25 protein-coding genes are annotated in these 18,645 nt (G+C 60.9%); 18 read left to right on the forward strand and 7 right to left on the reverse strand.

Annotation, left to right across the window (positions count from 1 at the left end; genetic code table 11):
• The first annotated feature begins 25 nt into the window (after window positions 1-25).
• From PGR6_RS26790 to PGR6_RS26815, 6 genes are all read left to right on the forward strand, one after another.
• On the forward strand, window positions 26-925 hold the full coding sequence (locus PGR6_RS26790) for an energy transducer TonB (protein ID WP_026286615.1): 900 nt from the start codon (window positions 26-28) through the stop codon (window positions 923-925).
• A 127-nt stretch (window positions 926-1,052) separates the two neighbouring features.
• A complete protein-coding gene (locus PGR6_RS26795; RefSeq protein ID WP_018928713.1) occupies window positions 1,053-1,625 on the forward strand; it encodes a YqgE/AlgH family protein in 573 nt (190 codons plus the stop codon).
• A complete protein-coding gene (ruvX, locus tag PGR6_RS26800; RefSeq protein ID WP_018928712.1) occupies window positions 1,625-2,071 on the forward strand; it encodes a Holliday junction resolvase RuvX in 447 nt (148 codons plus the stop codon). The genes PGR6_RS26795 and ruvX overlap by 1 nt, the downstream gene beginning before the upstream one ends.
• Window positions 2,072-2,170: 99 nt before the next feature.
• Window positions 2,171-2,674: a bifunctional pyr operon transcriptional regulator/uracil phosphoribosyltransferase PyrR gene (gene pyrR, locus PGR6_RS26805; RefSeq protein WP_018928711.1), complete on the forward strand. Its 504-nt coding sequence runs from the start codon at window positions 2,171-2,173 to the stop codon at window positions 2,672-2,674.
• 27 nt (window positions 2,675-2,701) lie between these two features.
• The gene (locus tag PGR6_RS26810; protein WP_007939362.1) at window positions 2,702-3,706 is read left to right on the forward strand and encodes an aspartate carbamoyltransferase catalytic subunit; all 1,005 of its coding nucleotides are present in this window, start codon (window positions 2,702-2,704) and stop codon (window positions 3,704-3,706) included.
• Complete coding sequence (locus tag PGR6_RS26815; protein ID WP_018928710.1) at window positions 3,703-4,974, forward strand: dihydroorotase; 1,272 nt, start codon at window positions 3,703-3,705, stop codon at window positions 4,972-4,974. The genes PGR6_RS26810 and PGR6_RS26815 overlap by 4 nt, the downstream gene beginning before the upstream one ends.
• A 37-nt stretch (window positions 4,975-5,011) precedes the next feature.
• Here the strand turns inward: PGR6_RS26815 and PGR6_RS26820 are convergent, their stop codons facing one another.
• Entirely contained in the window at window positions 5,012-5,443 is a 432-nt protein-coding gene (locus tag PGR6_RS26820; protein WP_018928709.1) for an NINE protein, read from the reverse strand.
• 250 nt (window positions 5,444-5,693) lie between these two features.
• On the opposite strand from PGR6_RS26820, the gene PGR6_RS26825 reads away from it, so the two are divergent.
• Window positions 5,694-6,314: a C40 family peptidase gene (locus tag PGR6_RS26825; RefSeq protein WP_018928708.1), complete on the forward strand. Its 621-nt coding sequence runs from the start codon at window positions 5,694-5,696 to the stop codon at window positions 6,312-6,314.
• 170 nt (window positions 6,315-6,484) lie between these two features.
• Here PGR6_RS26825 and PGR6_RS26830 read toward each other — a convergent pair whose 3' ends face one another.
• Window positions 6,485-7,519 (reverse strand): type IV pilus twitching motility protein PilT, encoded by a 1,035-nt coding sequence (locus PGR6_RS26830; protein WP_064620948.1) that lies wholly within the window; start codon window positions 7,517-7,519, stop codon window positions 6,485-6,487.
• A gap of 56 nt (window positions 7,520-7,575) precedes the next feature.
• On the opposite strand from PGR6_RS26830, the gene PGR6_RS26835 reads away from it, so the two are divergent.
• From PGR6_RS26835 to PGR6_RS26880, 10 genes are all read left to right on the forward strand, one after another.
• Window positions 7,576-8,262, forward strand: a complete 687-nt coding sequence (locus PGR6_RS26835) for a YggS family pyridoxal phosphate-dependent enzyme (RefSeq protein WP_018928706.1) — start codon at window positions 7,576-7,578, stop codon at window positions 8,260-8,262.
• Between the two features lie 34 nt (window positions 8,263-8,296).
• Window positions 8,297-9,115: a pyrroline-5-carboxylate reductase gene (gene proC / locus PGR6_RS26840; protein ID WP_018928705.1), complete on the forward strand. Its 819-nt coding sequence runs from the start codon at window positions 8,297-8,299 to the stop codon at window positions 9,113-9,115.
• 10 nt (window positions 9,116-9,125) lie between these two features.
• Window positions 9,126-9,716 carry a YggT family protein gene (locus PGR6_RS26845; protein ID WP_019580613.1) on the forward strand — a complete coding sequence of 197 codons (591 nt, stop codon included), beginning with the start codon at window positions 9,126-9,128 and terminating at the stop codon, window positions 9,714-9,716.
• Window positions 9,717-9,720: 4 nt separating this feature from the next.
• Entirely contained in the window at window positions 9,721-10,014 is a 294-nt protein-coding gene (locus PGR6_RS26850) for a DUF167 domain-containing protein (protein ID WP_007987815.1), read from the forward strand.
• Between the two features lie 96 nt (window positions 10,015-10,110).
• On the forward strand, window positions 10,111-11,250 hold the full coding sequence (gene metX / locus PGR6_RS26855) for a homoserine O-succinyltransferase MetX (protein WP_018928702.1): 1,140 nt from the start codon (window positions 10,111-10,113) through the stop codon (window positions 11,248-11,250).
• A gap of 7 nt (window positions 11,251-11,257) precedes the next feature.
• Entirely contained in the window at window positions 11,258-11,878 is a 621-nt protein-coding gene (gene metW / locus PGR6_RS26860; protein WP_007939351.1) for a methionine biosynthesis protein MetW, read from the forward strand.
• Window positions 11,879-11,904: 26 nt separating this feature from the next.
• Window positions 11,905-12,339 (forward strand): DUF4426 domain-containing protein, encoded by a 435-nt coding sequence (locus PGR6_RS26865; RefSeq protein ID WP_018928701.1) that lies wholly within the window; start codon window positions 11,905-11,907, stop codon window positions 12,337-12,339.
• Window positions 12,336-12,932 (forward strand): RdgB/HAM1 family non-canonical purine NTP pyrophosphatase, encoded by a 597-nt coding sequence (gene rdgB / locus PGR6_RS26870; protein WP_064620950.1) that lies wholly within the window; start codon window positions 12,336-12,338, stop codon window positions 12,930-12,932. Before PGR6_RS26865 ends, rdgB begins: the two co-directional genes overlap by 4 nt.
• On the forward strand, window positions 12,929-14,131 hold the full coding sequence (gene hemW, locus PGR6_RS26875) for a radical SAM family heme chaperone HemW (protein ID WP_064620952.1): 1,203 nt from the start codon (window positions 12,929-12,931) through the stop codon (window positions 14,129-14,131). Before rdgB ends, hemW begins: the two co-directional genes overlap by 4 nt.
• A gap of 9 nt (window positions 14,132-14,140) precedes the next feature.
• Window positions 14,141-14,464 (forward strand): DUF3392 domain-containing protein, encoded by a 324-nt coding sequence (locus PGR6_RS26880; RefSeq protein ID WP_018928699.1) that lies wholly within the window; start codon window positions 14,141-14,143, stop codon window positions 14,462-14,464.
• A gap of 123 nt (window positions 14,465-14,587) precedes the next feature.
• On the opposite strand, the gene trmB is transcribed toward PGR6_RS26880, so the two are convergent.
• The 4 genes from trmB to PGR6_RS26900 all read right to left on the reverse strand — a co-directional run bounded on the left by trmB (window position 14,588) and on the right by PGR6_RS26900 (window position 16,843).
• Window positions 14,588-15,313: a tRNA (guanosine(46)-N7)-methyltransferase TrmB gene (gene trmB, locus PGR6_RS26885; RefSeq protein WP_064620954.1), complete on the reverse strand. Its 726-nt coding sequence runs from the start codon at window positions 15,311-15,313 to the stop codon at window positions 14,588-14,590.
• A 9-nt stretch (window positions 15,314-15,322) separates the two neighbouring features.
• Window positions 15,323-16,117: a thiazole synthase gene (locus tag PGR6_RS26890; protein ID WP_007939343.1), complete on the reverse strand. Its 795-nt coding sequence runs from the start codon at window positions 16,115-16,117 to the stop codon at window positions 15,323-15,325.
• A gap of 63 nt (window positions 16,118-16,180) precedes the next feature.
• Window positions 16,181-16,381: a sulfur carrier protein ThiS gene (gene thiS / locus PGR6_RS26895; protein ID WP_007897898.1), complete on the reverse strand. Its 201-nt coding sequence runs from the start codon at window positions 16,379-16,381 to the stop codon at window positions 16,181-16,183.
• A gap of 90 nt (window positions 16,382-16,471) precedes the next feature.
• Window positions 16,472-16,843, reverse strand: coding sequence for a DUF423 domain-containing protein (locus PGR6_RS26900; RefSeq protein WP_019580607.1), 372 nt, complete (start codon window positions 16,841-16,843; stop codon window positions 16,472-16,474).
• A gap of 74 nt (window positions 16,844-16,917) precedes the next feature.
• Between PGR6_RS26900 and mtgA the strand changes: the two genes are divergently transcribed.
• Entirely contained in the window at window positions 16,918-17,640 is a 723-nt protein-coding gene (gene mtgA, locus PGR6_RS26905) for a monofunctional biosynthetic peptidoglycan transglycosylase (RefSeq protein WP_018928696.1), read from the forward strand.
• A gap of 99 nt (window positions 17,641-17,739) precedes the next feature.
• Here mtgA and rpoH read toward each other — a convergent pair whose 3' ends face one another.
• Window positions 17,740-18,594, reverse strand: a complete 855-nt coding sequence (gene rpoH / locus PGR6_RS26910; RefSeq protein ID WP_007897890.1) for an RNA polymerase sigma factor RpoH — start codon at window positions 18,592-18,594, stop codon at window positions 17,740-17,742.
• Window positions 18,595-18,645 lie beyond the last annotated feature (51 nt).

The following is an 18,645-nucleotide window of genomic DNA, read 5'->3' on the forward strand; positions in this document are numbered from 1 at the left end:
AAAACGCGATGTTGGTTTTCTTGTCATGACACTCCCGTCCGATCTGCCCCCTGAACTCGCCCATCGTGGCGTGCGCCCGGCTGATCGCCTCGGTTTTACCCTGTTTCTCGCGGCGCTGATTCACCTGGCCTTGCTGTTGGGCGTCGGGTTCACCATGGTCGAACCCAAGCAAATCAGCAAAACCCTGGAAATCACCCTCGCCACCTTCAAAAGCGAAACCAAGCCGAAAAAAGCCGATTTCCTCGCTCAAGAGAATCAGCAAGGCAGCGGCACCCTGGATAAAAAGGCCATTCCAAAGACCACCGAGGTCGCGCCCTTCCAGGACAACAAGGTGCAGACGGTCACTCCGCCGCCAACCGCCAAACCCCAAGTGCAGGAAGCCGCGCCCAAGGCCGCCGTGACGACTGTCGCGCCGAAGCCGAAAAAAGCCGCGACCAAGCAGGAAGACGTCAAGACCGAGACCAAGCCCAAGGTCGAAGCACCGACCTTCGACAGCTCACAGTTGTCCAGCGACATCGCCAGCCTGGAAGCGGAACTGGCCAACGAGCAACAGCTGTACGCCAAACGCCCGCGCATCCACCGCTTGAGCGCCGCGTCGACCATGCGCGACAAAGGTGCCTGGTACAAGGATGAATGGCGCAAGAAGGTCGAGCGCATTGGCAACCTCAACTACCCCGACGAGGCCCGACGCAAACAGATTTATGGCAATTTGCGCCTGATGGTCTCGATCAATCGCGACGGCTCGCTGTATGAAGTATTGGTGCTGGAATCGTCCGGCCAACCGCTGCTGGATCAGGCGGCGCAGCGCATCGTGCGGCTGGCCGCGCCGTTCGCACCGTTTACCGGGGATCTGTCGGACATCGACCGCCTGGAAATCATCCGCACCTGGAGGTTTGCGCGCGGGGACCGGTTGTCCAGTAATTAGCCGGAAGATTTGCAGTGATCGAGCCAATGTCTTCGCGGGCAAGCCCGGATCAAAAAGACACCTGCACAGGCATTTCCTGTGCATCCTCAGCTTGTCAGTTCGCCCCTCCAACGCCACACTAGCGCTCATGAAGAACGTCAGCCCCAGCTACCTCAAGCATCACTTCCTGATCGCCATGCCCCACATGGCCGACCCGAACTTTGCGCACACCTTGACCTACATCGTCGAGCACACGGCCAATGGTGCCATGGGGCTGGTGGTCAACCGTCCGCAGGACCTGAACCTGGCCGATATCCTCGAGCAATTGCGCCCCGATATCGAACCGCCAGTGCTCTGCCAGCACGTGCCGATCTTTATCGGCGGCCCGGTGCAAACCGATCGCGGCTTTGTCCTGCACCCGTCGGGAAAAACCTATCAGGCTACCGTTGATCTGGATGGCGAGTTGTCGCTGTCGACCTCCCAGGACGTGCTGTTCGCCATCGCCGATGGCGTCGGCCCCGCGAAAAGTTTGATCACCCTCGGCTATGCCGGTTGGGAAGCCGGGCAACTGGAAGCCGAACTGGCCGACAACGCCTGGCTGACTTGCCCGTTCCATGCCGACATCCTGTTCAACACCAGCAGCGAGTTACGTCTCGAAGCGGCGGCCAAGCACCTGGGTATCAACCTCAGCCTGCTCACCAGCCAGGCGGGGCACGCCTGATGGCCCTGCGGCTGATTCTGGGTTTCGACTACGGCACCAAGCAGATCGGCGTTGCGGTCGGCCAGGTGATTACCGGCCAGGCCCGCGAGCTGTGCACCTTGAAGGCACAAAATGGCATTCCCGACTGGAATCAGGTCGAAGCCCTGATCAAAGAGTGGAAACCCGACGCCGTGGTGGTCGGCCTGCCGTTGAACATGGACGGCACGCCCAGCGACATGTGCCTGCGGGCCGAAAAATTCGCCCGGCGCCTGAACGGCCGCTACAACCTGCCCTTCTATACTCACGACGAACGCCTGACCACCTTCGAGGCCAAAGGCGAACGCCTGGTCCGTGGCGGCCAGAAAGGCAGTTACCGCGACAACCCGGTCGATGCCATCGCCGCCGCCCTGCTACTGCAAGGCTGGCTCGACGAAAACACCGCACTGTTCGAATCCTCAAGCACCTGATCCTGACGAGTCGCTGCGCGTCTCTTTTAGCTACAACCCGAGCCCCCACCCAGGCGCTATACCCCAAAAGCAGGGCTCGGGACCAAGAAGGAGCAAACCATGAGCCTGCCTAATCCCGCCGAACTGATCAGCCAGATGGCGATCCGTCTCAAGGCTTACCTGGAAAACCGTGGCATCAGCGAACCGCGTTATATCGGTATTCGGACCGGTGGCATCTGGGTCGCTCAGGCGTTGCTCAAGGAGTTGGGCAGCGACGCGCCGCTGGGCACCCTTGATGTGTCCTTCTACCGCGACGACTTCAGCCAGAGCGGCCTGCACCCGCAAGTACGCCCTTCGGCGCTGCCCTTCGAGATCGAAGGCCAGCATCTGGTGCTGATCGACGACGTACTGATGAGTGGTCGGACCATCCGCGCCGCGATGAACGAACTGTTCGACTACGGCCGCCCGGCCAGCGTGACGCTGGTGTGCCTGCTGGACCTGGACGCCGCTGAGCTGCCGATCCGCCCGAATATAGTCGGAGCGACCCTGTCACTGGCGGCCCACGAACGGGTGAAGTTGTCCGGTCCGGAACTCAAGCTCGAACTGCAAGACCTCGCCCTTTAATTCGCCCTATTGAGAGTCCCCCTCGCGATGACGCCTCTAGAAACCAAGCGCCCGCTGCAGCTCAATGATCAGGGCCAGCTACGCCACTTCCTCTCGCTCGACGGTTTGCGCCGCGAGCTGCTGACGGAAATCCTCGACACCGCCGACTCGTTCCTCGAAGTCGGCGCCCGGGCGGTGAAGAAAGTCCCGTTGTTGCGCGGCAAGACCGTGTGCAATGTGTTCTTCGAGAACTCCACCCGCACCCGCACCACCTTCGAACTGGCGGCCCAGCGGCTGTCGGCCGACGTGATCACCCTGAACGTGTCCACGTCATCGGCGAGCAAGGGCGAAACCCTGCTCGACACCCTGCGCAACCTCGAAGCCATGGCCGCCGACATGTTCGTCGTGCGTCACGGTGATTCTGGCGCGGCGCACTTCATTGCCGAACATGTCTGCCCGCAAGTGGCGATCATCAACGGTGGCGACGGCCGTCACGCGCACCCGACCCAGGGCATGCTCGACATGCTCACCATTCGTCGGCACAAGGGTGGCTTCGAAAACCTCTCGGTGGCCATCGTCGGCGACATCCTGCACTCGCGGGTGGCGCGCTCGAACATGCTGGCCCTGAAAACCCTCGGCTGCCCGGACATCCGCGTGATCGCGCCGAAAACCCTGCTGCCGATCGGCATCGAGCAATACGGTGTGAAGGTCTACACCGACATGACCGAAGGCCTGAAAGACGTCGACGTGGTGATCATGCTGCGCTTGCAGCGTGAACGCATGACCGGCGGCCTGCTGCCGAGTGAAGGCGAGTTCTACCGCCTGTTCGGCCTGACCACCGCGCGCCTGGCCGGTGCCAAACCCGATGCCATCGTGATGCACCCTGGGCCGATCAATCGTGGGGTGGAGATTGAGTCGGCGGTGGCCGACGGTCCGCACTCGGTGATTCTCAACCAGGTGACCTACGGCATCGCGATTCGTATGGCCGTGCTGTCCATGGCCATGAGCGGGCAAACAGCCCAGCGCCAATTCGAGCAGGAGAACGCCCAGTGAAGCTCAGCATTCTCGGCGCACGCGTTATCGATCCGGCCAGCGGCCTGGATCAAGTGACTGACATCCATGTTGAAGCCTGCAAGATCGTCGCCCTTGGCGCCGCTCCGGCCGGTTTTGTTGCCGTCGACACCATCGACGCCAAGGGCCTGGTGGCCGCCCCGGGCCTGGTTGACCTGAACGTTGCCCTGCGCGAGCCGGGCTACAGCCGCAAAGGCTCGATCGCCAGCGAAACCCGCGCAGCTGCCGCCGGCGGCGTGACCAGCCTGTGCTGCCCGCCGAAAACCAAACCGGTGCTGGACACCTCGGCCGTGGCCGAATTGATCCTCGACCGTGCTCGTGAGGCCGGCAACACCAAAGTTTTCCCGATCGGCGCCCTGAGCAAAGGCCTGGACGGCGAGCAGCTGGCCGAACTGGTCGCCTTGCGCGATGCCGGCTGCGTGGCCTTCGGCAATGGCCTGGAGAGCTTCCGCAACACCCGCACCCTGTGCCGGGCGCTGGAATACGCGGCGACGTTCGACCTGACGGTGATTTTCAACTCGCAGGATCACGACTTGGCCGAAGGTGGCCTGGCCCATGAAGGCCCGACCGCAAGCTTCCTCGGTCTGCCGGGCATTCCGGAAACCGCCGAAACCGTGGCCCTGGCCCGGGATCTGCTGCTGGTCGAGCAAAGCGGCGTACGTGCGCACTTCAGCCAGCTCACCAGCGCGCGCGGCGTAGCGCTGATCGCTCAGGCCCAGGCTCGCGGGCTGAAGGTCACGGCGGATGTGGCGTTGTATCAACTGATCCTCACCGACGAAGCGCTGATCGACTTCAGCAGCCTCTATCACGTCCAGCCGCCGCTGCGCACCCGCGCCGACCGCGACGGCCTGCGGGCAGCGGTGAAGTCCGGTGTGGTATCCGCCATCTCCAGCCATCACCAGCCCCATGAGCGCGACGCCAAGCTGGCACCGTTCGGCGCGACCGAACCGGGCATCAGCAGCGTTGAACTGCTGCTGCCGCTGGCGATGACCTTGGTGGAAGACGGTTTGCTCGACCTGCCGACGCTGTTGGCACGCCTGAGTGCCGGCCCTGCCGAGGCGTTGCGCCTGCCGGCAGGGAAATTGGCAGTAGGTGGCGCGGCAGACATCGTGCTGTTTGACCCGACGGCCTCGACCGTGGCCGGTGAAACCTGGCTGTCCAAGGGCGAAAACTGCCCGTTCATTGGCCACAGCCTGCCGGGCGTGGTGCGTTATACCCTGGTGGATGGGCGGATCAGCCACCAGGCGTAAAACCCTGTGGCGAGGGAGCTTGCTCCCTCGCCGCTACTTACTGGAAGGCGCCTCTGTTCTGCGCGTTACGAATTGAAATCTGATCGTTCAGCGTCCAGAAGTCATACAACACCCCCAGAAAGAACAACCCGCCCGTGACCAGGTACAGCAACCCGCTGATCCACTTCCCCTGATACATCCGGTGTACGCCGAATACCCCAAGGAACGTCAGCAGAATCCACGCGACGTTGTATTCGATGGGGCCGGCGGTAAAGCGCAGGTCTGCTTCACGATCCATGGCCGGAATCAGGAACACGTCGATCAACCAGCCAATACCCAGCAGGCCCAAGGTCAAAAACCAGATCGTCCCGGTCACAGGCTTGCCGTAATAGAAGCGGTGAGCCCCGGTAAAACCGAAAATCCACAGCAGGTAACCGATCACTTTGCTGTGCGTGTCTTGTTGTGAAACGGGTTGTCGATAGGTGTTCATGGATGGCCTCGATTCACGCGATAGAGAAATATTCTTGAATTCTTTGTGACTTTTTTACAGGCAGCCGACATACGGCGAATGCTACCTTGGGTCCCGTCAAAGCCTTGTAACACCTGACTTGTGTCCGACAATTGCGCCAAATTGCCGCTTATTTGGTTCCGTTGACCCCAAGGTTGAATCGACCAACGGCCTCGGAAGGGACAAAAAAGCTGTTATAAAGTTGCGCGCTAACCCATACGAGCCTTGCCTAATGCGTCCATTTTTCAAGACATGGCTAACCATTTGCCTATTATTGCCCCTGGCCGCCCACGCCACCAATCGTGAGCAACGTCTTCCGAACGTTAATGGTTACACCCCAAAATCCCACGTTTCTGCTCCTTCGAGCAAAAACCAACAGACGGTAAAACGCTCCACCCAACTGAGCCGCGCCAACGGCAAGCTGGTTCCGCCGATGGCGACCAAGGAAAGCAGCAACGTGTTGAGCCGCGCGGTAAACGTGCTCGGCACACCTTATCGTTGGGGTGGCAGCAGCCCAAGTAAAGGGTTCGATTGCAGCGGCCTGGTGAAATACGCGTTCAACGACGCGACCTTCGACCTGCCACGCACCTCCAATGCCATGGCCAGCGGTCACGGTGAGAAAGTCGATCGCAACGAACTGAAGCCAGGCGACCTGATTTTCTTCAACATCAAGAGCCGCCGGGTCAACCATGTGGCCATCTACCTGGGCAACGACCGCTTCATCCACGCACCACGCCGTGGCAAGTCGGTAAGCATCGACACCCTGAAGAAGCCGTATTGGGATAACCACTACGTGGTTGCCAAGCGGGTTCTGCCAAAAGAACCGAATCAACTGCGCGTCGTACAGCGCTGATCCGATTGTGGTGAGGGGGCTTGCCCCCGTTGGGCCGCGGAGCGGCCCCAAAACCTGCCACCAAGCGTTACTAGAAAGACCGCATCGCCCGAGTTTGCGACTGCTTCGCAGCCGAACGGGGCGATGCGGCGTTCCGACAAGCCCCCTCGCCACAGGTCGCGCTCCAACCCTCAAAAATTATCCGGCGACCGCGCCTTCTCCCGCGCATGCTCGCGACTGATCACACCCTTGGTCACCAGATCCTTCAGGCACATATCCAGCGTCTGCATCCCCAGCGACCCACCGGTCTGAATCGACGAGTACATCTGCGCCACCTTGTCTTCACGGATCAGGTTACGGATCGCCGAGGTGCCGAGCATGATTTCGTGGGCGGCAATCCGCCCGCCGCCGATTTTCTTGATCAGTGCCTGGGACACCACCGCCAGCAACGACTCGGAGAGCATCGAGCGCACCATCGATTTCTCGTCACCCGGAAACACGTCCACCACCCGGTCGATGGTTTTCGCCGCCGAGGTGGTGTGTAGCGTGCCGAATACCAGGTGGCCGGTCTCGGCGGCGGTCAACGCCAGCCGAATAGTCTCCAGGTCACGCATTTCCCCCACCAGAATCACGTCCGGGTCTTCACGCAGGGCCGAGCGCAGGGCCGTGGCGAAGCTGCGGGTATCGCGATGGACTTCACGCTGATTGATCAGGCATTTGCGCGATTCGTGGACGAACTCGATGGGGTCTTCGATGGTGAGGATGTGGTGATGGCGATGGTTGTTCAGGTAATCGATCATCGCCGCCAGCGTGGTGGACTTGCCGGAGCCGGTCGGGCCGGTCACCAGCACCAGGCCCCGGGGCGCTTCGGTAATCTTGCGAAACACGTCCCCCATGCCCAGATCGTCCATGCTCAGGACCTTCGACGGAATGGTCCGGAACACCGCGCCCGCGCCACGATTCTGGTTGAAGGCATTGACCCGGAAACGCGCCACGCCGGGCACTTCGAAGGAAAAGTCGGTTTCAAGATGCTTCTCGAAGTCCACCCGCTGGAGGTCGTTCATGATGTCGTAGATCAGGTCATGCACTTCCTTGTGGTCCAAGGCCGGCAAGTTGATGCGTCGCACATCGCCATCGACACGGATCATCGGTGGCAGACCGGCGGACAGGTGCAGGTCGGACGCGCCTTGTTTGGCGCTGAAAGCCAGCAGCTCAGTGATATCCATAGCGCTCCTCAATTCCAGTAGAATGCCGCGAACCTTCAGACCGCTGGCGCCTCTTGATGTCCACGATAGCAGACAACACTCTTCAGGTTAGTTCACGCATCCAGGCAGCAGCCAAAGCCGCCCACCGCGATGAGAACAGCATCCAGCTATTGGCCGTGAGCAAAACCAAGCCCGCCGAGGCCCTGCGTGAAGCCTATGCCGCCGGGATCCGCGACTTTGGCGAAAACTACCTGCAGGAAGCCTTGGGCAAACAGCTCGAATTGGCCGACCTGCCCTTGATCTGGCACTTCATCGGCCCCATTCAATCGAACAAGACTCGTGCTATCGCCGAGCATTTCGACTGGGTGCACTCCGTGGATCGTTTGAAAATCGCACAACGCCTGTCCGAACAGCGCCCTGCCGATTTGCCGCCCTTGAACATCTGCATCCAGGTCAACGTCAGTGGTGAAGCCAGCAAATCCGGCTGCACCCCGGCCGACCTGCCCGCCCTGGCCGATGCCATCAGTGCGCTGCCGCGTTTGAAATTGCGCGGGCTGATGGCAATTCCCGAGCCGACTGAAGATCGCGCCGCCCAGGACGCCGCCTTTGCTGCCGTGCAGAGCCTGCAAGCCAGCCTGAACCTGCCACTCGACACACTTTCCATGGGCATGAGCCACGACCTCGAGTCGGCCATCGCCCAGGGCGCCACTTGGGTCCGTATCGGTACGGCCCTGTTTGGCGCCCGCGATTACAGTCGACCATGAACATGGCTGACTCACCTCTCTATAAGGACCTGACATGAGCAAGACTCGTATTGCCTTTATCGGAGCCGGCAACATGGCCGCCAGCCTGATCGGCGGCCTGCGCGCCAAAGGTCTGGACGCCGCGCAGATCCGCGCCAGCGATCCGGGCGAAGAAACCCGTGCCCGCGTGAAAGCCGAACACGGCATCGAAGTGTTTGCCGACAACGCCCAAGCCATTGAGGGCGTGGACGTGGTCGTGCTGGCGGTCAAGCCACAGGCGATGAAAGCCGTTTGCGAAGCCATTCGCCCAAGCCTCAAGCCGAACCAGCTGGTGGTGTCGATTGCGGCCGGCATCACCTGCGCCAGCATGAACAACTGGCTGGGTGCCCAGCCGATCGTGCGCTGCATGCCCAACACCCCGGCGCTGGTGCGCCAGGGTGTGAGCGGTTTGTACGCCACGGCCCAAGTGAGCGCCGAGCAACGCCAGCAGGCCCAAGAGCTGCTGTCGGCAGTCGGCATCGCTTTGTGGCTGGACGAAGAACAGCAACTGGACGCGGTCACCGCCGTTTCCGGCTCTGGCCCTGCGTATTTCTTCCTGCTGATCGAAGCCATGACCGCCGCTGGCGTGAAGCTCGGCCTGCCACCCGAAATCGCTGCACAACTGACCGTGCAAACCGCGCTGGGCGCTGCACACATGGCAGTCGCCAGTGATGTCGACGCCGCTGAACTGCGTCGCCGCGTGACCTCGCCTGCGGGCACCACCGAAGCGGCGATCAAAGCGTTCCAGGCCGGCGGCTTCGAAGCCCTGGTGGAAAAAGCACTCGGCGCCGCCGCGCACCGCTCGGCCGAGATGGCCGAACAACTGGGCAAATAAGGAGCCTTACATGATTGGATTGAACACTGCAGCGATTTACGTGCTGCAAACCCTCGGCAGTTTGTACCTGCTGATCGTGCTGCTGCGTTTCGTGCTGCAACTGGTGCGCGCAAACTTCTACAACCCGCTGTGCCAGTTCGCCGTGAAAGCCACCCAGCCACTGCTCAAGCCACTGCGCCGGATCATCCCGAGCCTGTTCGGCCTGGACATGTCCTCGCTGGTGTTGGCAATCCTCGTGCAACTGGCGTTGATGGCCCTGACCCTGCTGCTGACCTTCGGCACCACCGGTAACCCGCTGCAATTGCTGATCTGGTCGCTGATCGGCGTAACGGCGCTGTTCCTGAATATCTTCTTCTATGCCCTGATCATCAGCGTGATCCTGTCCTGGGTCGCGCCGGGCAGCCACAACCCCGGCGCCGAGCTGGTGAACCAGATCTGCGAGCCGGCCCTGGCGCCGTTCCGCAAGATTCTGCCAAACCTCGGCGGCCTGGATATCTCGCCGATCCTGGCGTTCATGGTGCTCAAGCTGATCGACATGCTGGTAATCAACAACCTCGCAGCCTTGACCATGATGCCGCAGATCCTGCGCCTGCTGATCTGATCCGGTGAGCTACTTTCGCTGGGACGGTGATGACCTGATTCTGGAATGTCACCTGCAACCTGCGGCCCGCAGCGATGATTTCGCCGGGCTGCACGGTGATCGCCTGAAGATCCGTCTGACGGCGCCGCCGGTCGAGGGCAAGGCCAATGCGTACCTGATGGCGTTTCTGGCCAAGGCGTTCGGGGTTTCCAAGAGCCAGGTCAGCCTGATCAGCGGCGAGTTGAACCGGCAGAAGCGGGTGCGGATCTGTTCGCCGAAGAAGCTGCCGGATTTGCCGGATCTGGTGCGCCCGGCCTGACCTCAATGTGGCGAGGGAAAATCAGGCCCGGCCTTTGCTTGCCGCTAGCCACAGCGGTCTTTAGACTTACGCCTCATTTCAATGAGAGCAGGGTCGATGCCAGCTGCCTTCCCCCCCGATTCTGTTGGTCTGGTGACGCCGCAAGTGGCGCACTTCAGTGAACCCCTGGCCCTGGCCTGCGGTCGTTCGCTGCCCGCTTATGACCTGATCTATGAAACCTATGGCACGCTGAACGCCACGGCGAGCAATGCCGTGCTGATCTGCCATGCCTTGTCCGGTCACCATCACGCCGCCGGCTTCCACAGCCCCGACGACCGCAAACCCGGTTGGTGGGACAGCTGCATCGGCCCCGGCAAACCGATCGACACCCGCAAATTCTTCGTGGTCAGCCTGAACAACCTCGGCGGTTGCAACGGCTCCACCGGCCCCAGCAGCGTCAATCCGGAAACCGGCAAGCCGTTTGGCGCCGACTTCCCGGTACTGACCGTGGAAGACTGGGTGCACAGCCAGGCACGCCTTGCCGACCTGCTCGGCATCGGCCAATGGGCGGCGGTGATCGGCGGCAGTCTGGGCGGCATGCAGGCCTTGCAGTGGACCATCACCTATCCGGATCGCGTGCGGCACTGCCTGGCGATCGCCTCGGCACCGAAACTGTCGGCGCAGAACATCGCGTTCAACGAAGTCGCACGCCAGGCGATTCTTACCGACCCGGAGTTCCACGGCGGTTCGTTCCAGGAATACGGGGTAATCCCCAAGCGCGGGCTGATGCTGGCGCGAATGGTCGGGCACATCACATACCTGTCCGATGACTCCATGGGCGAAAAATTCGGCCGCGGTCTGAAGAGCGAAAAGCTCAACTACGACTTCCACAGTGTCGAGTTCCAGGTCGAAAGCTACCTGCGCTATCAAGGCGAGGAGTTTTCCGGACGATTCGACGCCAACACCTACCTGCTGATGACCAAGGCGCTGGACTACTTCGACCCTGCGGCGAACTTCGACGATGACCTGGCGAAAACCTTCGAAGGCGCGAAAGCCAAGTTCTGCGTGATGTCCTTCACCACCGACTGGCGTTTCTCCCCTGCCCGCTCTCGGGAGCTGGTGGACGCGCTGATGGCGGCCAGGAAAGACGTCTGCTATCTGGAGATCGATGCTCCGCAAGGCCACGATGCCTTCCTGATTCCGATCCCGCGTTACTTGCAGGCCTTCAGCAATTACATGAACCGCATATCGCTTTGAGGAAGACATGAGAGCCGATCTGGAAATCATCCAGGAATGGATCCCCGCCGGCAGCCGCGTGCTCGACCTCGGCTGCGGTGACGGCGAGCTGCTGACCTGGCTGCGCGACCACAAGCAGGTCACCGGCTATGGCCTGGAAAACGACCCGGACAACATTGCCGAGTGCGTGGCCAAAGGCATCAACGTCATCGAGCAGGACCTGGACAAGGGCCTGGGCAACTTTGCCAGCAACAGCTTCGACATCGTGGTCATGACCCAGGCCCTGCAAGCCGTGCATTACCCGGACAAGATCCTCGACGAAATGCTGCGGGTCGGTCGCCAGTGCATCATCACCTTCCCCAACTTCGGCCACTGGCGCTGCCGCTGGTACCTGGCGAGCAAGGGCCGGATGCCGGTTTCGGAGTTTCTGCCGTACACCTGGTACAACACGCCAAACATTCACTTCTGCACCTTCGAAGACTTTGAAGCGCTGTGTCGCGAACGTGAAGCCAAGGTCATTGATCGACTTGCCGTGGATCAACAGCATCGACACGGGTGGGCCAGTAAGCTATGGCCTAATCTGTTAGGTGAGATCGGTATCTATCGCGTCAGCAGCCCCGGTCTGCCGGACCACAAGGTCGCGGTCTGAATCACGACACTTCGAGGAGAACGATCATGGGTCGTCTAGCGCTGTTTGTACTTACTGCCTGCCTGAGCGTCACCGCCATGGCCGCCGACGTCATCAAAAGCGAACGCCAGGAAACATTTGGCGATGTGACAGTGCACTACAACACCTTCAACTCGACTTATCTGACACCGGACATCGCCAAGGCTGCCGAGCTGATCCGCAGCAAGAACCAGGGCGTGATCAACGTGTCGGTGATCAAGGACGGCAAACCGCAAACCGCACAAGTCAGCGGGACGGTCAAAGACCTGACCAGCCAAAGCGTCCCATTGCAGTTCAAACAGATCACCGAAACCGGCGCGGTCTACTACATCGCCCAGTATCCGGTGCCACAGCAGGAAATCCGCACCTTTGAAATCAAGGTGCAGACCGGTGACAAAATCAACACCATCAATTTCAACCAAGAGCTCTTCCCCGGCGAATGATCAATTTCACGCAACTCGTACTGGCCAGCCATAACGCCGGCAAACTCAAGGAACTCCAGGCCATGCTGGGCGAATCGGTGCACTTGCGCTCGATCGGCGAGTTCAGCAGCGTTGAGCCTGAAGAAACCGGCCTGTCGTTCGTCGAAAACGCCATTCTCAAGGCCCGCAATGCCTCGCGTATTTCCGGCCTGCCGGCCTTGGCCGACGATTCGGGGCTGGCGGTGGATTTCCTCGGCGGTGCGCCGGGTATCTATTCGGCCCGTTATGCCGACGGCAAGGGCGATGCGGCGAATAACGCCAAACTGCTCGACGTCATGAAAGACGTGCCACAAGCGGAGCGCTGCGCGCAATTCGTCTGCGTGTTGGCGCTGGTGCGTCATGCCGACGATCCGTTGCCAATCCTCTGCGAAGGCCTGTGGCATGGGCGCATCCTGACCCAGGCCAGCGGTGAGCACGGTTTTGGCTACGATCCGCTGTTCTGGGTGCCAGAACGCGAGTGCTCCAGCGCCGAGCTTAAGCCCAGCGACAAGAACCAGATCAGTCACCGCGCCCGTGCAATGGATCTGCTGCGCCAGCGTCTGGGCTTGAAATGACCATTGAATCGTCCGCGTCGCCGCTGATCTTCGGCGGCGCGCATTCGCCTCGGGCCGCTTTGCCTGTGCTACCGCCCTTGGCGCTGTACATCCACATCCCGTGGTGTGTACGCAAATGCCCTTATTGCGACTTCAACTCCCACACCGCCAGCCCAGTGCTGCCGGAACAAGAGTATGTGGACGCCCTGCTCTCCGACCTCGATCAGGACCTGCATGCGGTCTATGGCCGCGAACTGAGTTCGATCTTCTTTGGTGGCGGTACGCCGAGCCTGTTCAGCGCCGAGGCGTTGGGCCGTTTGCTCAAGGGTGTCGAGCAACGTATTCCGTTTGCCAGCGACATAGAAATCACCCTGGAAGCCAATCCAGGAACGTTCGAGCAGGAGAAATTCCGCGCCTACCGGGCGCTGGGCATCAATCGCCTGTCGATCGGTATCCAGAGCTTTCAGGAAGAAAAACTCAAGGCGCTGGGGCGGATCCACAACGGCGATGAAGCCGTGCGTGCCGCCGACATGGCGCGCCAGGCTGGCTTCGACAACTTCAATCTGGACCTGATGCACGGTTTGCCCGATCAGACGCTGGACGATGCCCTGAGCGACCTGCGCCAGGCCATCGCCCTGAAGCCGACGCACCTGTCCTGGTATCAGCTGACCCTGGAGCCGAACACGGTGTTCTGGAACCAGCCGCCGACGCTGCCGGAAGATGACGCCCTGTGGGACATTCAAGAGGCCGGCCAGGCGCTGTTGGCCGAGCACGGTTACGCGCAGTACGAAGTCTCGGCCTATGCCCAGCCCGGCCGTCCGGCGCGGCATAACCTCAATTACTGGAGTTTCGGCGACTTCATCGGCATCGGCGCCGGTGCCCACGGCAAGCTCAGCCATCCGGACGGGCGCATCGTACGCACCTGGAAGACTCGCCTGCCGAAGGATTACCTCAATCCGGCCAAAAGCTTCAAGGCTGGCGAGAAAGCGCTGACCAACGAAGAACTGCCGTTCGAGTTCCTGATGAACGCCTTGCGCCTGACCGAGGGCGTCGAAGCGCGGTTGTATACGGAGCGCACCGGGCTGCCCCTGGAAAGCCTTGCCGAAGGCCGCCGAGAGGCCGAACAAAGTGGCTTGTTGCAGGTCGAACCGTCACGTCTGGCAGCCACGATGCGCGGACAACTCTTTCTCAATGACTTGCTGCAGACTTTTCTGACATAAGGAAATCGAATGGATCTGGTACTCGACCTGCTCGCCACCGTGTCCCGCTGGAGCCGTAGCAACCTGTCGGAAATCTCTCTGGCACTGGTGGGCTGCCTGCTCGTGCTGTTTGGCGCCGACCTCAAGGGCTGGGTCGACCAACGCCTGGGCAGCATCGCCGGCGCCTTGCGCATCCCGCTGATGGCCCTGCTGTGCATGGTCGGCAGCGGCGTAGCACTGATCTATGCCACGCCATGGATCATCAAAGGCTTGAGCCAGTTCAACAACTACAGCCTGGCGCCGGTGTTGTTGGTGGTGCTGGTGTTGATCGGGGTTGTGGCAGACCGCCGCTAAGCCGGGCACAACACAAATCCCGTAGGAGCGAGGCTTGCCCGCGAAGAACGATGACACGGTGTATCAGTTACACCGCGGCGTCCCCTTCGCGGGCAAGCCTCGCTCCTACGGATTTCAGGTCGGTCAGTTCTGCTTTTCGAACTTCAGATCCCACACGCCATGCCCAAGACGTTCGCCGCGGCGTTCGAACTTGGTGATCGGGCGTTCGGCCGGGCGCGGGACGCACTTGCCGTCTTCGGCGAGGTTGCGATAGCCCGGAGCGACGTTCATCACTTCCAGCATGTACTCGGCGTACGGCTCCCAGTCGGTGGCCATGTGCAACACACCGCCGACCTTCAACTTGCTGCGCACCAGCTCAGCGAACGATGCCTGAACGATACGACGCTTGTGGTGACGGCTCTTGTGCCACGGATCCGGGAAAAACAGCATCAGGCGGTCGAGGCTGTTGTCGGCGATGCAACGGTTGAGCACTTCGATCGCATCGCAATCGTAGACACGCAGGTTGGTCAGGCCCTGAGTCAGCACGCCATTGAGCAGCGCGCCAACACCCGGACGGTGAACTTCAACGCCAATGAAATCCTGCTCCGGCGAGGCCGCGGCCATTTCCAACAGCGAATGGCCCATGCCGAAACCGATTTCCAGCGAGCGCGGCGCCGAACGGCCGAACACCCGGTCGAAATCCACCGGCGCATCGGCCAGAGGCAGCACGAACAGCGGAGCGCCCTGCTCCAGGCCGCGTTGCTGGCCTTCGGTCATGCGCCCGGCGCGCATCACGAAACTCTTGATGCGGCGGTGTTGGCGCTCTTCGCCTTCTTCCTGCTGGATAGGCGTGTCGTTTGATTCAGTCATCAATGGCTCTTACTTGATCAGACCATCCAGCGGCGAGGAGGCGCTGGCATAGAGTTTTTTCGGCATGCGGCCCGCGAGGTAGGCCAGACGACCTGCCACGATGGCGTGTTTCATGGCTTCAGCCATCATGATCGGCTGCTGGGCATGGGCGATGGCCGAGTTCATCAGCACCGCTTCACAGCCCAGCTCCATGGCGATGGTGGCGTCGGAGGCAGTACCGACACCGGCATCCACCAGCACCGGAATTTTCGCCTCTTCGAGGATGATCTGCAGGTTGTACGGGTTGCAGATCCCCAGGCCCGAGCCGATCAGACCAGCCAGCGGCATGACCGCGATACAACCGATTTCCGCCAGTTGACGGGCAATGATCGGATCATCGCTGGTGTACACCATCACGTCGAAACCTTCCTTGACCAGCACTTCGGCGGCCTTGAGGGTTTCGATCACGTTGGGGAACAGGGTTTTCTGATCCGCCAGCACTTCCAGCTTCACCAGGTTGTGGCCGTCGAGCAGCTCACGGGCCAGGCGGCAGGTGCGCACGGCTTCAATGGCGTCGTAGCAACCGGCAGTGTTCGGCAGGAAGGTGTAGCGATCCGGCGACAGGACTTCGAGCAGGTTCGGTTCGCCCGGGTTCTGGCCGAGGTTGGTCCGGCGCACGGCGAAGGTGACGATCTCGGCACCCGAAGCCTCGATGGCCAGGCGGGTTTCTTCCATGTCACGGTACTTGCCGGTGCCTACCAGCAAACGCGACTGGTAAGTACGACCGGCCAGGACGAAGGGCTTGTCGCTACGAACGATGCTCATGGGAAATCCTCTGTTGGGGTGAGGTTCTTGCACAATGATTCTGTGGCCGCTCGGGCCGGGCGGCTAGCCGCCGCCGATGGCGTGTACCACTTCGACCGAGTCGCCGTCGTTCAGCGTGGTTTCAGCGTGCTGGCTGCGCGGGACGATATCCAGATTGAGCTCGACCGCCACCCGGCGCCCGGTCAGTTCCAGACGGGTCAGCAGGGCCGCAACGGTTTCACCGTCGGGCAGTTCAAGGGATTCGCCGTTCAACTGAATGCGCATGCCGAATGCCGCCATCATTTTTAGGGGCTGGCATTCTAGCCCGATCAGACTTGGCGACCCAAGCCATTCGTCACGAAATGGACTGCGTGGTCAGCTCAGCCGCCAGGCGGCTAGCCCCAGGCAAACCCAGCCGACCAGAAACGCGAGGCCGCCGAACGGTGTAACGATCCCGAGCTTGCTGACGCCGGTCATCGTCAGCAGGTACAGGCTGCCGGAAAACAACACAATGCCGAGAGCAAAAGACGCGCCGGCCCAGGTAATCAGACGACCGGGAATCTGCGTGGCCAGCAATGCAACACCCAGCAACGCCAGGGTATGCACCAGTTGATAAGTGACGCCCGTGTGGAAAATCGCCAAATACTCAGGCGTCAGGCGGTTTTTCAGGCCGTGGGCGGCGAATGCGCCCAAGGCAACGCCGGTGAATCCGAAGAAAGCGGCAAGCATCAGAAAGCCACGCAGCATGAAGAACTCCAGTCAGACTCGATCAGCAGGGTCTGTATAATGGCCGGCTCAACGGGTTCGGCCAAGCCATCTCTATGCTGCAGTTAATTTTCCGTCGTTTAACAAAGGCCCTGCTCTGGTTCGCGGTCGGCAGTGTTTTGTTGGTTCTGCTGTTTCGGGTGGTGCCGCCACCGGGAACGGCATTGATGGTCGAGCGCAAGATCGAATCCTGGGTCGACGGCGAGCCGATTGATTTGCAACGCACCTGGAAACCCTGGGATGAAATCTCCGACGACCTGAAAGTCGCGGTGATTGCCGGTGAAGACCAGAAGTTTGCCGAGCATTGGGGCTTTGATTTCAGCGCGATTCAGGCGGCGTTTGCACATAACGAGCGCGGCGGCTCGATTCGCGGCGCAAGCACCCTGAGCCAGCAAGTGTCGAAAAACCTGTTTCTGTGGTCTGGCCGCAGCTGGCTGCGTAAAGGCCTGGAAGCCTGGTTTACCGGGCTGATCGAAGTGTTCTGGCCCAAGCAGCGGATTCTTGAGGTATACCTTAATAGCGTCGAGTGGGATGAAGGTGTGTTCGGCGCCGAAGCAGCGGCCCGGCATCACTTTGGCGTGGGCGCTGGTTCGCTGTCCCGGCAGCAGGCAAGTTTGTTGGCCGCGGTACTGCCGAACCCGCGGGTGTGGAGTGCCAGCCATCCGACTTCTTACGTTGCAAGGCGGGCGGGGTGGATTCGCCAGCAGATGAATCAGTTGGGCGGGGACAGCTATCTGGTCGGCCTCAACGATTCCCGCCGGGCGCCATGGGCTCAATGACACCGAAGATCCCACAAAGTCGACGCTAAACCGGAAATTGGGCAGAAACAAAAACGCCCCGATCAATGATCGGGGCGTTTTTTATTGCCTTCGCGCGGGTTACGCAGCGATCGACAACTTGAGCTTGTTCATCGCGCTCTTCTCGAGCTGACGAATACGCTCGGCCGACACGTTGTACTTCTGCGCCAGGTCGTGCAGCGTGGCTTTTTCTTCTGCCAGCCAGCGCTGGTAGAGAATGTCGCGGCTGCGGTCGTCCAGCACTTCAAGCGCTTCGTGCAGGTTGTGGTTGGAGTTGTCGCTCCAGTCGGCATCTTCCAGTTGACGGGCCGGGTCGTACCGGTGGTCTTCCAGGTAGTTGGCCGGCGATTGGAAGGCACTGTCGTCGTCCGCTTCCGCGGCCGGGTCGAAGGCCATGTCATGGCCGGTCAGGCGACTTTCCATCTCACGCACTTCCCGCGGCTCTACGCCGAGGCTTTCCGCCACACGGTGGACTTCCTCGTTGTTCAGCCAGGCCAGACGTTTCTTCTGGCTGCGCAGGTTGAAGAACAGCTTGCGCTGAGCCTTGGTGGTCGCGACTTTGACGATCCGCCAGTTGCGCAGGATGAACTCGTGGATTTCCGCCTTGATCCAGTGCACCGCAAAGGACACCAGGCGCACACCCATTTCCGGGTTGAAACGCTTGACCGCTTTCATCAGGCCGACGTTGCCTTCCTGGATCAGGTCAGCCTGGGCCAGGCCGTAACCGGAATAGCTACGGGCAATGTGTACGACAAAACGCAGGTGGGCGAGCACCATCTGCCGAGCCGCCCCCAAATCCTGCTCATAATAGAGACTCTCGGCCAGTTCACGCTCCTGCTCCGGCGTCAGCAATGGAATGCTGTTCACCGTGTGCACATAGGCCTCCAGGTTCGCACCCGGGACCAGAGCATATGCAGGTTGCAAAGAATTGGTCATACGAAAAAACCTCCGACTTACATAACTCGTGCAGTTCAGCACTGCGAAAAT

It is taken from the genome of Pseudomonas sp. GR 6-02 (assembly GCF_001655615.1).
GTDB lineage: Bacteria > Pseudomonadota > Gammaproteobacteria > Pseudomonadales > Pseudomonadaceae > Aquipseudomonas.